The following is a 13596-nucleotide window of genomic DNA, read 5'->3' on the forward strand; positions in this document are numbered from 1 at the left end:
TCTGAAAATTGAATTGGTTTACACGCCATTATTGGTTTCACAAACTAAAAGACTCGCCTTATCAGCCGCTGTTTGCAACGCCGATGCAAGGGGAATATGTATCGCTCGATTGCGAAACCACTAGCCTTGATCCGAATCGCGCCGAGTTAGTAACGATTGCCGCCACCAAAATTATCGACAACCGTATTTTAACCAGCCAGCCATTTGAAGTGCGTTTGAGCGCGCCACAATCGCTCGACTCGGGTTCAGTCAAAATCCACAAAATTCGCCATCAAGATCTGGTCGATGGCATCGACGAGCAAGAGGCCATCACTCACCTATTAGACTTTATCGGCAACCGACCTTTAGTGGGCTATCACATTCGTTATGACAAAAAAATCCTCGACCTCGCTTGCCGACGACATTTAGGCTTTCCACTGCCCAATGCTCTCATCGAAGTAAGTCAGATCTATCATGATCAGTTAGAGAGAATGCTGCCGAACGCGTACATCGACCTCAGCTTAGAGGCGATTTGTCGCCATCTTGACTTGCCGATGCAAGATAAACACGACGCGCTGCAAGATGCCATCGCCGCGGCATTAGTGTTTGTGCGCTTGACCAAAGGTGATCTGCCTCCCTTTGTTGCACCTTACTCGCGCTAGCACTTACCCCACACTCATCCTAAAGTCTAATTGTAGAAAATCGCACTCTGACTGACAGTTACCCACATACAGATTTTCCTTTCAGCGCAATTTGATCGCCAATCAACAGGGAAATTGTTCGAATTCACAAGGAGAAAAGCAATGAGTGAAGCCCACGTTTATCCGGTAAAAGAGAACATCAAAGCCAAAACACATGCGGATAATGACACTTACCTAGCGATGTACCAACAATCAGTGACCGACCCAGAAGGCTTCTGGAGTGAACACGGCAAGATTGTGGATTGGATTAAGCCTTTCACTCAAGTGAAACAAACCTCGTTTGATACTGGCCATGTAGATATTCGCTGGTTTGAAGACGGCACATTAAACGTCTCCGCTAACTGCATCGATCGCCACCTTGCCACTCGTGGTGATGAAGTGGCGATTATCTGGGAAGGTGACGATCCAGCTGACGATAAAACCCTCACCTTTAAAGAACTCCATCAACAAGTGTGTCGCTTTTCTAATGTGTTAAAAGATCAAGGAGTACGCAAAGGAGATGTGGTCTGTCTTTACATGCCAATGGTGCCAGAAGCAGCCGTTGCGATGCTCGCTTGTACTCGAATAGGCGCAGTGCATACTGTGGTGTTTGGTGGCTTTTCACCGGAAGCCCTTTCCGGTCGCATCATTGATTCCGATTCCAAAATAGTCATCACTGCCGACGAAGGTGTACGTGGCGGTCGCGCTGTGCCCTTGAAGAAAAACGTCGATGAAGCCTTGACTCACGCTGAAGTGAAAAACATCAGCAAAGTGATCGTCTTTAAACGCACTGGTGGCCAAATTGACTGGCACGAACATCGCGATGTGTGGTGGCATGAAGCAACCGCAAAAGCTTCCGACCACTGCCCAGCTGAAGCCATGAAAGCCGAAGATCCCCTCTTCATCCTCTACACCTCGGGTTCAACGGGTAAACCCAAAGGTGTGCTACACACAACCGGTGGCTACCTTGTTTACGCGGCGATGACCTTCAAATATGTGTTTGACTATCAGCCGGGCGAAGTGTTTTGGTGTACCGCCGATGTGGGCTGGATCACTGGCCACACCTATTTGGTTTACGGTCCTTTGGCCAATGGTGCAAAAACCGTTCTGTTTGAAGGGGTTCCCAACTACCCAGACACCAACCGCATGAGTCAAGTGGTGGATAAACACCAAGTTAACATTCTTTACACTGCGCCGACCGCTATTCGCGCCTTGATGGCGAAAGGCAATGAAGCCGTCAAAGAGACGTCACGCACCAGTTTGCGCATTATGGGTTCGGTGGGAGAACCAATTAACCCAGAAGCGTGGGAGTGGTACTACAAAACCATCGGTAATGAAAAATCACCGATTGTCGATACATGGTGGCAAACCGAAACGGGTGGCATTTTAATTACGCCACTGCCAGGCGCGACGGCACTTAAACCGGGTTCGGCCACACGGCCATTTTTTGGCGTGCAACCAGCCTTGGTCGATAACATGGGCAACATCATTGAAGGGGCTGCCGAAGGTAACTTAGTTATTTTAGATTCATGGCCGGGCCAAATGCGCACCGTTTATGGCGATCATGACCGTTTTGAACAAACCTATTTCTCAACTTTCAAAGGCATGTATTTCACCAGCGATGGCGCACGCCGTGATGAGGATGGCTACTACTGGATAACAGGCCGCGTGGATGACGTGTTAAACGTTTCTGGCCACCGTATGGGCACTGCGGAAATTGAATCGGCTTTGGTTGCTTTTGATAAAATTGCAGAAGCGGCAATTGTCGGCGTGCCACACGATATTAAAGGCCAAGCCATTTATGCTTACATCACCTTAAATGATGGCGTCTACCCCAGCGCCGAGCTGCACAAAGAGGTCAAAGATTGGGTACGAAAAGAGATTGGCCCGATTGCAACGCCCGATGTACTGCACTGGACCGATTCACTGCCCAAAACCCGTTCTGGCAAAATCATGCGCCGTATTTTGCGTAAAATCGCCACCGGCGACACCAGTAATTTGGGCGATACCTCGACACTGGCCGATCCTAGCGTAGTGGATAAATTGATCGCCGAAAAAGCAGAATTGTCTTAACGCTAACGATCCTACCTGCCGCGAGGCATTGAGATGATTAAGCCGTCACACTTGTGGCGGCTTTTTCTTTCCCTCTCACTTCTTCTCATTCTGTTAACTCGGTTGCAGAATTAAATGAGTAAACTATCTGATAAGACCAGTAAATTGCTGCCATTTGCGCTGAATTAGCTATAATCTTGGGCAATTTCTTAAATTCAGGGAATTTTTTACGAAAAATTCACTCTGACCTAAGAATAATATGGGAATATTAATATTCGTTTCACGATATAGGGAGATGTCGACACAATGACTGCTAAATCTCGCATTCTGGTCTTAAATGGGCCAAATCTTAACCTGTTAGGGCTACGTGAACCTGCACATTATGGTTCTGACACCTTAGCGCACATTGTCGAGACATTACGCGAACAAGCGCAAAAAGCAGATATTGAGTTAGAACATCTTCAATCGAACCGCGAATATGAGCTGATCGAAGCCATCCATGCCGCTTACGGCAAGGTCGACTTCATCATCATTAATCCCGCCGCATTGACGCACACCAGTGTGGCACTGCGCGATGCGTTATTGGGTGTCGCCATCCCATTTATTGAAGTGCATCTATCCAACGTTCACGCACGTGAACCTTTTCGCCACCACTCCTATCTGTCGGATAAGGCGCAAGGGGTGATTTGCGGGTTAGGTGCACAAGGTTATGAATTTGCTCTTGCAGCTGCCATAAAAGCGCTACAGGCAAAATAACCCACAGACGATCAACGATAAACAAACACTCTACGGCCCAACCTTAAGGGCTGACGTATTCACAAGATAAAGAGAAAGAAAAGATGGATATTCGTAAAATCAAGAAGCTTATCGAACTGGTAGAAGAATCTGGCATTTCTGAACTAGAAATCTCTGAAGGTGAAGAATCGGTACGCATCAGTCGTAACACTGCGCCAGTACAGATGGCTCAGATGCATTACGCTGCACCAGCGCCAGCACAACAAGCCGCGCCAGTCGCTGCCCCTACGCCAACGGCTGAAGCCGCCGCGCCTGTAGCGCCAAAAGGTCACCAAGTACTTTCGCCAATGGTCGGTACTTTCTACCGCTCACCAAGTCCAGATTCAAAAGCGTTCATCGAAGTCGGTCAAAGTGTTTCAGTCGGTGACACACTATGCATCGTTGAAGCGATGAAAATGATGAACCAAATCGAAGCCGATAAAGCAGGTATCGTTACGGCAATCCTACTTGAAGACGGCCAGACCGTTGAATTCGACCAACCGCTTGTTGTTATCGAATAATCGAGGTTTGCTTTATGTTAGATAAATTAGTCATCGCGAATCGAGGTGAAATTGCACTTCGTATTCTGCGCGCATGTAAAGAGCTTGGCATCAAAACTGTTGCCGTGCACTCCACTGCCGATCGTGATTTAAAACACGTACTGCTGGCCGACGAAACCATCTGTATTGGCCCAGCACGTGGTATTGACAGCTACTTAAACATTCCACGCATTATTTCTGCAGCAGAAGTAACTGGCGCAGTAGCAATTCACCCCGGTTACGGTTTTCTTTCTGAAAACGCCGACTTTGCTGAACAAGTCGAGCGTTCAGGCTTCATTTTTGTTGGCCCGAAAGCCGATACCATTCGCATGATGGGTGACAAAGTGTCAGCCATCAGCGCAATGAAAAAAGCGGGCGTTCCTTGTGTGCCGGGTTCTGACGGCCCACTGGATGGCGATGAAGTCAAAAACAAAGCCCATGCGAAACGCATTGGATACCCTGTGATCATTAAAGCTTCTGGCGGCGGCGGCGGTCGTGGTATGCGCGTGGTCCGTAGCGAAAATGAACTGACCCAAGCGATCGCAATGACGCGTGCCGAAGCCAAAGCAGCATTCAACAATGACATGGTTTACATGGAAAAATTCCTAGAAAACCCACGTCACGTTGAAGTACAAATTATTGCGGATGGTCAAGGTGGCGCAATTCACCTTGGTGAACGTGACTGCTCAATGCAGCGTCGTCACCAAAAAGTGGTTGAAGAAGCTCCAGCACCAGGTATTACCGAAGAGATGCGTAAATACATCGGTGAACGTTGTACACGCGCTTGTCTCGAAATTGGCTATCGTGGTGCCGGTACGTTTGAGTTCCTATACGAAAACGGCGAGTTCTACTTCATTGAGATGAACACGCGTATTCAAGTTGAGCACCCAGTCACTGAAATGGTCACTGGCGTTGACCTCATCAAAGAACAGCTTCGCGTCGCCGCAGGTCAACCACTGTCGTTTACCCAAGATGACATCAAGATCCGTGGCCATGCAATTGAATGCCGTATCAACGCGGAAGATCCGGTTCGTTTCCTCCCTTCTCCGGGCAAAATCGAACACTTCCACGCGCCGGGCGGTATGGGCGTGCGTTGGGAATCACACATTTATGCTGGCTACACAGTGCCGCCGCATTATGATTCAATGATCGGCAAGCTTATCACTTACGGTGAAAACCGTGACGTGGCGATCGCGCGCATGAAAAATGCGTTAAACGAAATGATCGTCGATGGCATTAAAACCAACATCACCTTGCAGCAATCGATCATGCAAGATGAGAACTTCCAACACGGTGGAGCGAACATCCACTACCTTGAGAAGAAATTGGGTTTACAGCACTAATTTTCGCGTCGCGAGAGACCAAATGCTCACTTCGGTGAGCATTTTTGTTTTCGGCAGCCGAGTCAGTTTCTGCTAAACTCTGCGCCAACTGACGACATAACAGAGCAACTGACATGCCTTGGATTCAAATTAAACTGAACGCAACTAACGCCAATGCCGAGCCAATTGGCGACATGCTGATGGAAGAGACGGGCGCAGTATCCGTCACTTTTCTTGATGCTCACGACACCCCTGTTTTTGAACCGCTTCCGGGCGAAACTCGCCTTTGGGGCGATACCGACGTGCTAGCGCTATATGATGCCGAAGCCGATAGCGCATGGATAATTGACCAAATTCGCTCAAGCAAACTGCTGAGTGATGACTTTGCCTACAAAGTTGAACAGCTCGAAGATAAAGACTGGGAACGTGAATGGATGGACAACTTCCACCCGATGAAATTTGGTCAACGTTTGTGGATTTGCCCAAGCTGGCGTGAAATCCCAGAACCTGACGCTGTCAACGTAATGCTCGACCCGGGCCTTGCATTCGGTACAGGGACTCACCCGACGACCGCATTATGTTTAGAGTGGCTCGAAGGGCTCGACCTGACAGGTAAAACCGTCATCGATTTTGGTTGTGGTTCAGGCATCCTAGCCATTGCAGCGATCAAATTGGGCGCAGCCAAAGTCGTCGGTATTGATATCGACCCACAAGCACTGCTTGCTTCTAACGACAACGCAGGACGCAATGGCGTAGCTGACCAACTTGAAGTGTATTTGCCACAAGATCAACCTGAAGGCTTAATCGCTGACGTGGTTGTGGCCAACATTTTGGCCGGCCCACTGCGTGACCTGAATGGTGTGATCAAAGGGTTACTTAAGCCCAATGGCCAACTTGCGATGTCCGGTGTTTTGGACACTCAAGCCGAAGAAGTTGCCAACCATTATCGTGACGAGCTTCACATTGACCCGATAATTGAGCTCAATGAGTGGTGCCGCATCTCGGGTCGCAAGCAAGGCTAGATAAGACTTTGCGTGCTAATAGACTGTATTTTATACGATTTACTAAAACAAATTGTAAATGCTCAAATATTAGTCTTTTCACGCAGTAAAAAAATGCGTAAAATGCGCGCCCTTGCTGGTACAGAACTGTGATGACGTTTTGAAAATCGGAAACTATCAACTTAAGAACAATCTTATCGTTGCCCCTATGGCAGGAGTAACTGACAGACCATTTCGAGAGTTGTGTCTTCGCTATGGAGCAGGCATGGCCGTCAGTGAAATGATGTCCTCTAATCCTGCTCTATGGAATACGTCAAAGTCGATGCAACGTATGGTACATGAGGGCGAATCGGGCATTCGCTCGGTACAAATTGCGGGAGCCGACCCACAGCTTATGGCCGATGCAGCCCAATTTAGTGTTGAGAACGGTGCTCAGATCATCGACATCAACATGGGTTGCCCAGCAAAAAAGGTGAATAAAAAGCTGGCGGGTTCAGCCTTACTCCAATTTCCGGAGACGATTGAACAGATCTTGAAAGCGGTGGTGAACGCCGTTGATGTCCCAGTGACATTAAAGACCCGTACTGGCTGGGACACAGACAACAAAAACTGTGTCTACATCGCTAAATTAGCCGAAGACTGCGGCATACAAGCTTTAGCCCTGCATGGCAGAACCAAAGCGTGTATGTACAAAGGCGAGGCCGAATACGACAGCATTAAAGCGGTGAAAAACGCCATCTCTATTCCGGTTATTGCTAACGGTGATATCGATAGCCCAGAGAAGGCGAAATACGTGCTGGATTACACCGGCGCTGACGCTTTAATGATTGGACGACCTGCCCAAGGTCGCCCGTGGATTTTCCAAGAAATCCAACACTATTTGGAAAACGGCACCACGATGTCTGAACTTCCGGCTGCGGAAGTGAAAGATATTATGCTTGGTCATGTACAGGCTCTCCACAGTTTCTATGGTGAGTATTTAGGCCCTCGCATCGCTCGTAAGCATGTGGGTTGGTATCTGAAAGAACATGAACAAGCGAGTGAGTTTCGCCGTACCTTCAACGCTATTGACGCAGCACCGCTGCAAATTGACGCGCTCGAAGGTTATTTTGATAACGTTGCATCATAATTAAGAGAAGAGCTAGACCGCATATGTTCGAACAAAACCTGACTTCAGAAGCTTTCACAGTAACAACCGTAACTTCACAAGATCAAATCACGCAAAAGCCACTACGTGATTCAGTTAAAGCATCTCTTAAAAACTACCTTGCGCAGTTAAACGGCCAAGAAGTGACAGAACTATACGAGTTAGTTCTTGCTGAAGTTGAACAGCCACTACTCGACACCATCATGCAGTACACTCGCGGTAACCAAACTCGCGCAGCAACCATGATGGGCATCAACCGCGGCACTCTTCGTAAGAAGCTAAAAAAATACGGCATGAACTAATCTAGCTACTGCACAAATCTAGCAACTAGATACCATCGCTTTTAAAACCGAGCCTCTGCGCTCGGTTTTTTCATTTTCACCCAACGGATAACTAAAATATCAACGGGCTGTTTTACTTTGCATTAATGCAATAAAGAGATCTGATTGTTTGAGCGGGCTCTCTCTTCTTCTGTTGTCGCATTTACGCGACCGCAACAAACTGGTTACATTGTGCATGTGATGGAAATTTACCGACCGATCCCCAAATCACTTGTCGTGAACAGTGCATACAATGAGTAAGGCTTTATCCCCCAAAAAATGGAGTGACTAAGATGAGCTCGGCGACGCAACAATCTAAACACCAAGTCAAATGGGCCTATAATGATAAAACCACTCGGAAGATTGACAAGGAGTGACGTCAATGAGCTTACTGAACTTGCGCCAGACCAAAATTAGAACGCGTTTATACCTGCTGACCACGGTCACCACACTGCTACTGTTGATCCCATTTGTCTCCATGCTCAATAGTTATCAACACGATTTAATGCAATCAAAACAGACAAAAACTCGCCACATCGTCGAAACAGGATACGGCGTATTAAGCTACTTCCACCAATTACAAATCGATGGCACCTTGTCCGAGCAGCAAGCACAGACTCAAGCCAAACAAGCCATCGCGAAACTGCGCTACGAGGCTGATGATTATTTTTGGATCAACGACCTTCAGCCAAGTATGATCATGCACCCAATGAAGCCCCAATTGGACGGCAAAGATCTCTCCAATGCCGCAGACCCGACCGGAAAAAAACTGTTTGTAGAATTTACTAAAGTCGCTAAACAGCAGGGTGAAGGCTTTGTCGACTATATGTGGCCCAAACCGGGTTCTAGCGTCGATGTGGGTAAAATCTCTTATGTAAAATTATTTAAACCTTGGGGTTGGATCCTCGGTTCTGGAGTCTACATCGACGATGTCAATGCGTTGATTTGGCAACGCCTACAATCGATATTGCTCATTCTTAGCCTCGTCATTATTGTGATGCTGATTCTTTCAGTAGTGATAGGAAATAGCATCACTAAACCGTGTGAAGAAACCAAACAGGCACTCGAAGAAATCGCCAAAGGCGACGGTGATTTAACCAAACAGCTCTCGGTGCAAGGTAGTGATGAGCTGTCACACATAGCGCAAGCCTTCAATGAGTTCACAGAGAAGATTCGTCATACCATTACCAATATCACACCGATCACCGACAATGTTAACCACTCGGCAAATGAGCTTACTCAACTCTCACAACATGCCTCAATCAAAGCCTTAGAGCAGCAGCAATCCGTCGATACGGTCGCATCAGCGATGAACGAACTGCATGCGAGCAATCAAGAAGTGGCTAATGCGGCGAGTAGTGCCGCGAAAGCCGCGCATACGGCCAGCAGCAAAGGCAAAGAAGGCAGCTCGGTGATTGGCAAAGCTTCTGATTTTATGGACTCCTTGTCTGCACTACTGACCACCACTGACACCACCACTAAAAACCTCGCCAAAGAGACACAAGATGTCGGAGCGATACTGGCGGTCATCCAAGGGATAGCTGAACAAACCAACTTATTGGCCCTGAATGCGGCGATTGAAGCAGCACGTGCTGGTGAACAAGGACGAGGCTTTGCGGTCGTCGCGGATGAAGTACGGGCGCTGGCAACGCGTACTCAAACCAGCACCAACGAGATAGAGCAGATAATCAATAGATTACAGGCTCGCGCAAAAGAGCTGGGAGAATTTATGGCTCAAACGCAGCAACAATCAACCGCCACACAGCAACAAGCCGTTTTAGCTCAGCAAGTACTCAATGAGATCGACGAGCAAATAAAACAGATTCTCTCACTCAATGAACATATTGCAGAGGCAAGCGCCCAGCAAACCACCGCTACAGAAGAGATTAATCGCAATCTGACTCATATTGCCGAGCACAGCTCTCAAGCTGCAGCTCAAGCCGATCAAGTGTCGACAGCCAGTCAATATCTCTCAGACAGTGGCCAACAACTGAAACAGAGCATTAGCCATTTTAAAGTGTGAGCAACTCACGCCTTATCGGCTGATGAGATCACTCCAATGCTGCTAAAATTGAGCAGTGGCTGGCGTTGTCGTCTATATGACCGCAGCACGCATCGTTGATTTTTTTTAGCGCTTGACGAATCGCCGTTAACTCGGCGATTTTTTGATCAATCACCACCAGCTTAGCGCTGGTGATCGATTTCACTTCTGCACAGCTGTGTTCGGTCGCTTCCAGCTTTATTTCCAGTAACTCTTTGATCTCATCCAAACTGAGCCCTAGCTCTTTGGCTTTGAGAATAAAACTCACCTGCTGCTGATTTTTTTGATTATATAAACGATAACCAGACTCACTGCGCCCCGCCGGTTTTATTAGCGCATTTTTTTCATAAAAACGCAGCGTATCGGTTGAAACTTTACAGCGTTTGGCGAGCTCTCCAATTTGAAACATCTCATTCTCCTTTAACGTTTTTATTACGTTTGATACCCAATATCGCCGTTTTTATAAAAAATTTTGCGATGCCAAACGATTGCGCGAGCTTTTTGATGATTGTTTGGTTAGAATGTGCGCCATCAAATTTCCTATTAACTCCATGATTTGAGGAAGACCGAAGCATGAATAACGCTCGTCCTATTCACCGCGCATTGATCAGCGTATCAGACAAAACCGGCATTGTTGAGTTCGCTCAAGCTCTCGCGAAGCGCGGTGTCGATATTCTTTCTACTGGTGGCACCGCTCGCTTATTAGCAGACCAAGGTATTGCTGTTACAGAAGTTTCTGACTACACCGGTTTTCCTGAGATGATGGACGGTCGCGTAAAAACATTGCACCCGAAAGTACACGGTGGCGTGCTGGGCCGCCGCGGTCAAGATGACGACATCATGCAACAACACGGTATTAAGCCGATTGATATGGTAGTCGTCAACCTTTACCCGTTTGCCGAAACCGTTGCTAAAGCAGGTTGTACCCTAGCTGATGCGGTAGAAAATATCGACATTGGTGGACCAACTATGGTGCGTTCTGCGGCGAAAAACCACAAAGACGTGACCATAGTGGTGAATGCACATGACTACGACCGTGTCATTGCCGAGATGGATGCGAACGACAATTCGCTAACACTCGAAACACGTTTTGACCTTGCGATTGCCGCTTTTGAACACACCGCTGCTTACGATGGCATGATCGCCAACTACTTCGGCACTATGGTTCCATCCTATGGAGCCTCTTTACTTGATGAAGAAGGAAAGAAGGGTGATGAAGAGAGCAAATTCCCGCGCACCTTCAACCAACAATTCCTGAAAAAACAAGACATGCGTTACGGTGAGAACAGTCACCAAGCGGCCGCTTTCTATGTTGAAGCCAACCCAGAGGAAGCGTCAGTCTCTACGGCACGCCAACTCCAAGGTAAAGCGCTCTCTTACAACAACATCGCCGATACCGACGCCGCTCTTGAGTGTGTGAAAGAGTTCGCTGAGCCAGCGTGTGTGATTGTCAAACACGCCAACCCATGTGGCGTTGCCTTGGGCAGTGATATTCTTCAAGCCTACAACCGCGCTTACCAAACCGACCCAACGTCTGCCTTTGGTGGCATCATCGCTTTTAACCGCGAGCTAGACGCACAAACCGCAGCGGCGATTGTTGAGCGCCAGTTTGTTGAAGTGATCATCGCACCAACCGTTTCAGCGGAAGCGATTGAAGTGGTTGCGGCGAAGAAAAACGTGCGCCTGCTTGAGTGCGGTGAATGGTCAGCGAAAACCACGGGCTTTGACGTGAAACGCGTCAATGGTGGCTTACTGGTACAAGATCGCGATCAAGGCATGGTTAGCCTTGATGATCTCAAAATCGTAACCAAGCGCCAGCCGAGTGAAGAAGAGATCAAAGATGCTCTTTTCTGCTGGAAAGTAGCTAAATACGTCAAATCAAACGCGATTGTTTACTCAAAAGGTGACATGACTGTTGGCGTGGGCGCAGGCCAAATGAGCCGCGTTTATTCAGCCAAAATTGCAGGCATCAAAGCGGCCGATGAAGGCTTGCAAGTAGAAGGATGTGTGATGGCTTCTGATGCTTTCTTCCCGTTCCGTGACGGCATTGATGCCGCAGCGCAAGCGGGCATCAAGTGTGTGATTCAACCGGGCGGTTCGATGCGCGATGACGAAGTGATTGCCGCCGCCGATGAACACGGCATGGCGATGATCTTTACTGGTATGCGTCACTTCCGTCACTAAAAACCTTACCCCACCCTAGCCCTCCCCTAGAAGGGGAGGGAATAGAAACCAAGTGACCTGACTTCCCTTTTAGGGGAGGGAGAATAGAACGAAGTGACCTCACCTAACTTTTAGGAAGAGGTATTGTTCTCCAAGTTCCTTCCCTTCAAGGGGAGATATTGTCATCCAAGTTCCTCCCCCTTTAAGGGGGAGGTTAGGAGGGGGTAAATGGCAACAAACAAACTCTATACGTTAAAGGATACTCATAGATGAACATTCTGATTATAGGTGCTGGCGGTCGTGAGCACGCTCTGGGTTGGAAAGTCGCTCAAAACCCAAATGTTAAAACTGTCTTTGTTGCTCCGGGTAATGCGGGCACAGCGCTTGAGCCTAAACTTGAGAACGTCAACATTGCAGTGGAAGACATTGCTGGTTTGGTCGCTTTTGCTCAAGAAAAACGTATTGAACTGACCATTGTTGGCCCAGAAACACCCTTAGTGCTTGGCGTGGTGGATGCTTTCCGTAAGGCGGATTTACCCATCTTTGGCCCGACTCAAGCGGCAGCGCAGCTCGAAGGCTCTAAAGCGTTCACCAAAGATTTCTTAGCTCGTCATCATATTCCTACTGGGGCTTACGCTAATTTCACAGAAATTGAACCTGCTTTGGCATACGTCCGCCAGCAAGGCGCGCCGATTGTGGTCAAAGCCGATGGCCTTGCCGCTGGCAAAGGGGTCATTGTGGCGATGACGCTGCAAGAGGCCGAAGACGCGATTCAAGATATGCTCGCAGGCAATGCCTTTGGTCATGCAGGCAGCCGTGTGGTGATTGAAGAGTTCTTAGATGGAGAAGAAGCGAGCTTCATTGTCATGGTCGATGGCGTAAATGTTCTCCCTATGGCCACCAGCCAAGATCATAAACGCGTCGGCGATAAAGACAGTGGCCCCAATACTGGCGGCATGGGCGCTTACTCGCCAGCTCCGGTGGTCACGCCCGAGATCCATGAGCGCGTGATGCAAGAGGTGATTTATCCAACGGTGCGCGGTATGGCGGCAGAAGGCAACCCTTACACAGGTTTTCTGTACGCTGGGCTAATGATTGACGCGCAAGGCACACCGAAAGTGATTGAGTACAACTGCCGCTTTGGTGACCCTGAAACTCAGCCGATCATGATGCGGATGCAATCGGATTTGGTCGAACTCTGCCTTGCCGCTCTAGAAGGCAAACTCGATCAAGTGGAGTCAAAATGGGACCCACGCGCTTCTATCGGTATTGTTTTGGCCGCTGGCGGTTACCCTGCCGACTACGCGAAAGGAGACGTCATTTCTGGCTTACCAACGCAAGAAGTCATGGGTGAGAAAATCTTCCACGCAGGCACAAGCGACCAAGCTGGAGAAGTCGTCACCAACGGTGGTCGCGTGTTATGCGCAACCGCACTGGGTAACACGGTTTCACAAGCGCAGCAGCGCGCTTATCAATTAGCCAAACAGGTCAACTGGGATGGCATGTTCTATCGCAGCGATATTGGCTACCGCGCGATAGCTCGTGAACAACAGACAACAAAATAACAACGACAAGGCT

The 13596-nt window shown here is 48.4% G+C and carries 12 protein-coding genes; 11 read left to right on the plus strand and 1 reads right to left on the minus strand.

The annotated features are described in order from the left end of the window. Positions 1-8 precede the first annotated feature (8 nt). The 9 genes from AACR75_RS14250 to AACR75_RS14290 all read left to right on the plus strand — a co-directional run bounded on the left by AACR75_RS14250 (position 9) and on the right by AACR75_RS14290 (position 9837). Complete coding sequence (locus AACR75_RS14250; protein WP_026027882.1) at positions 9-641, plus strand: 3'-5' exonuclease; 633 nt, start codon at positions 9-11, stop codon at positions 639-641. Between the two features lie 141 nt (positions 642-782). Further along, on the plus strand, positions 783-2732 hold the full coding sequence (gene acs / locus AACR75_RS14255; protein WP_047690621.1) for an acetate--CoA ligase: 1950 nt from the start codon (positions 783-785) through the stop codon (positions 2730-2732). A gap of 285 nt (positions 2733-3017) precedes the next feature. Further along, the gene (aroQ, locus tag AACR75_RS14260) at positions 3018-3467 is read left to right on the plus strand and encodes a type II 3-dehydroquinate dehydratase (RefSeq protein ID WP_013855811.1); all 450 of its coding nucleotides are present in this window, start codon (positions 3018-3020) and stop codon (positions 3465-3467) included. A gap of 83 nt (positions 3468-3550) precedes the next feature. Next, positions 3551-4006: an acetyl-CoA carboxylase biotin carboxyl carrier protein gene (accB, locus tag AACR75_RS14265; RefSeq protein ID WP_047690624.1), complete on the plus strand. Its 456-nt coding sequence runs from the start codon at positions 3551-3553 to the stop codon at positions 4004-4006. 14 nt (positions 4007-4020) lie between these two features. After that, positions 4021-5367, plus strand: coding sequence for an acetyl-CoA carboxylase biotin carboxylase subunit (gene accC, locus AACR75_RS14270; RefSeq protein WP_017042212.1), 1347 nt, complete (start codon positions 4021-4023; stop codon positions 5365-5367). A 113-nt stretch (positions 5368-5480) separates the two neighbouring features. Continuing rightward, entirely contained in the window at positions 5481-6368 is an 888-nt protein-coding gene (gene prmA, locus AACR75_RS14275; protein ID WP_013855808.1) for a 50S ribosomal protein L11 methyltransferase, read from the plus strand. A gap of 139 nt (positions 6369-6507) precedes the next feature. Beyond that, positions 6508-7476: a tRNA dihydrouridine synthase DusB gene (dusB, locus tag AACR75_RS14280; RefSeq protein ID WP_010320339.1), complete on the plus strand. Its 969-nt coding sequence runs from the start codon at positions 6508-6510 to the stop codon at positions 7474-7476. 23 nt (positions 7477-7499) lie between these two features. Next, positions 7500-7796, plus strand: coding sequence for a DNA-binding transcriptional regulator Fis (fis, locus tag AACR75_RS14285; RefSeq protein ID WP_010320338.1), 297 nt, complete (start codon positions 7500-7502; stop codon positions 7794-7796). Between the two features lie 400 nt (positions 7797-8196). Further along, entirely contained in the window at positions 8197-9837 is a 1641-nt protein-coding gene (locus AACR75_RS14290) for a methyl-accepting chemotaxis protein (RefSeq protein WP_047690627.1), read from the plus strand. Positions 9838-9865: 28 nt separating this feature from the next. Here the strand turns inward: AACR75_RS14290 and zntR are convergent, their stop codons facing one another. Then, positions 9866-10264, minus strand: a complete 399-nt coding sequence (gene zntR / locus AACR75_RS14295; protein ID WP_017046798.1) for a Zn(2+)-responsive transcriptional regulator — start codon at positions 10262-10264, stop codon at positions 9866-9868. A gap of 164 nt (positions 10265-10428) precedes the next feature. Here zntR and purH point away from each other — a divergent pair, with 164 nt between their 5' ends. After that, the gene (gene purH / locus AACR75_RS14300) at positions 10429-12039 is read left to right on the plus strand and encodes a bifunctional phosphoribosylaminoimidazolecarboxamide formyltransferase/IMP cyclohydrolase (protein WP_047690629.1); all 1611 of its coding nucleotides are present in this window, start codon (positions 10429-10431) and stop codon (positions 12037-12039) included. Positions 12040-12287: 248 nt separating this feature from the next. Further along, positions 12288-13583 carry a phosphoribosylamine--glycine ligase gene (gene purD / locus AACR75_RS14305; RefSeq protein WP_047690631.1) on the plus strand — a complete coding sequence of 432 codons (1296 nt, stop codon included), beginning with the start codon at positions 12288-12290 and terminating at the stop codon, positions 13581-13583. The last annotated feature ends 13 nt before the right edge of the window (positions 13584-13596 follow it).

Source organism: Vibrio sp. ZOR0018 (assembly GCF_963865925.1).
In the GTDB taxonomy this organism is placed as follows: domain Bacteria; phylum Pseudomonadota; class Gammaproteobacteria; order Enterobacterales; family Vibrionaceae; genus Vibrio; species Vibrio anguillarum.

Bases quoted from the DNA above. Each gene is read 5' to 3' on its own strand.
- zntR (WP_017046798.1), bottom strand. From the start codon at position 10,264: ATGTTTCAAATTGGAGAGCTCGCCAAACGCTGTAAAGTTTCAACCGAT.
- prmA (WP_013855808.1), top strand. From the start codon at position 5,481: ATGCCTTGGATTCAAATTAAACTGAACGCAACTAACGCCAATGCCGAG.
- acs (WP_047690621.1), top strand. From the start codon at position 783: ATGAGTGAAGCCCACGTTTATCCGGTAAAAGAGAACATCAAAGCCAAA.
- accB (WP_047690624.1), top strand. From the start codon at position 3,551: ATGGATATTCGTAAAATCAAGAAGCTTATCGAACTGGTAGAAGAATCT.
- purH (WP_047690629.1), top strand. From the start codon at position 10,429: ATGAATAACGCTCGTCCTATTCACCGCGCATTGATCAGCGTATCAGAC.
- fis (WP_010320338.1), top strand. From the start codon at position 7,500: ATGTTCGAACAAAACCTGACTTCAGAAGCTTTCACAGTAACAACCGTA.
- accC (WP_017042212.1), top strand. From the start codon at position 4,021: ATGTTAGATAAATTAGTCATCGCGAATCGAGGTGAAATTGCACTTCGT.
- AACR75_RS14290 (WP_047690627.1), top strand. From the start codon at position 8,197: ATGAGCTTACTGAACTTGCGCCAGACCAAAATTAGAACGCGTTTATAC.
- purD (WP_047690631.1), top strand. From the start codon at position 12,288: ATGAACATTCTGATTATAGGTGCTGGCGGTCGTGAGCACGCTCTGGGT.
- aroQ (WP_013855811.1), top strand. From the start codon at position 3,018: ATGACTGCTAAATCTCGCATTCTGGTCTTAAATGGGCCAAATCTTAAC.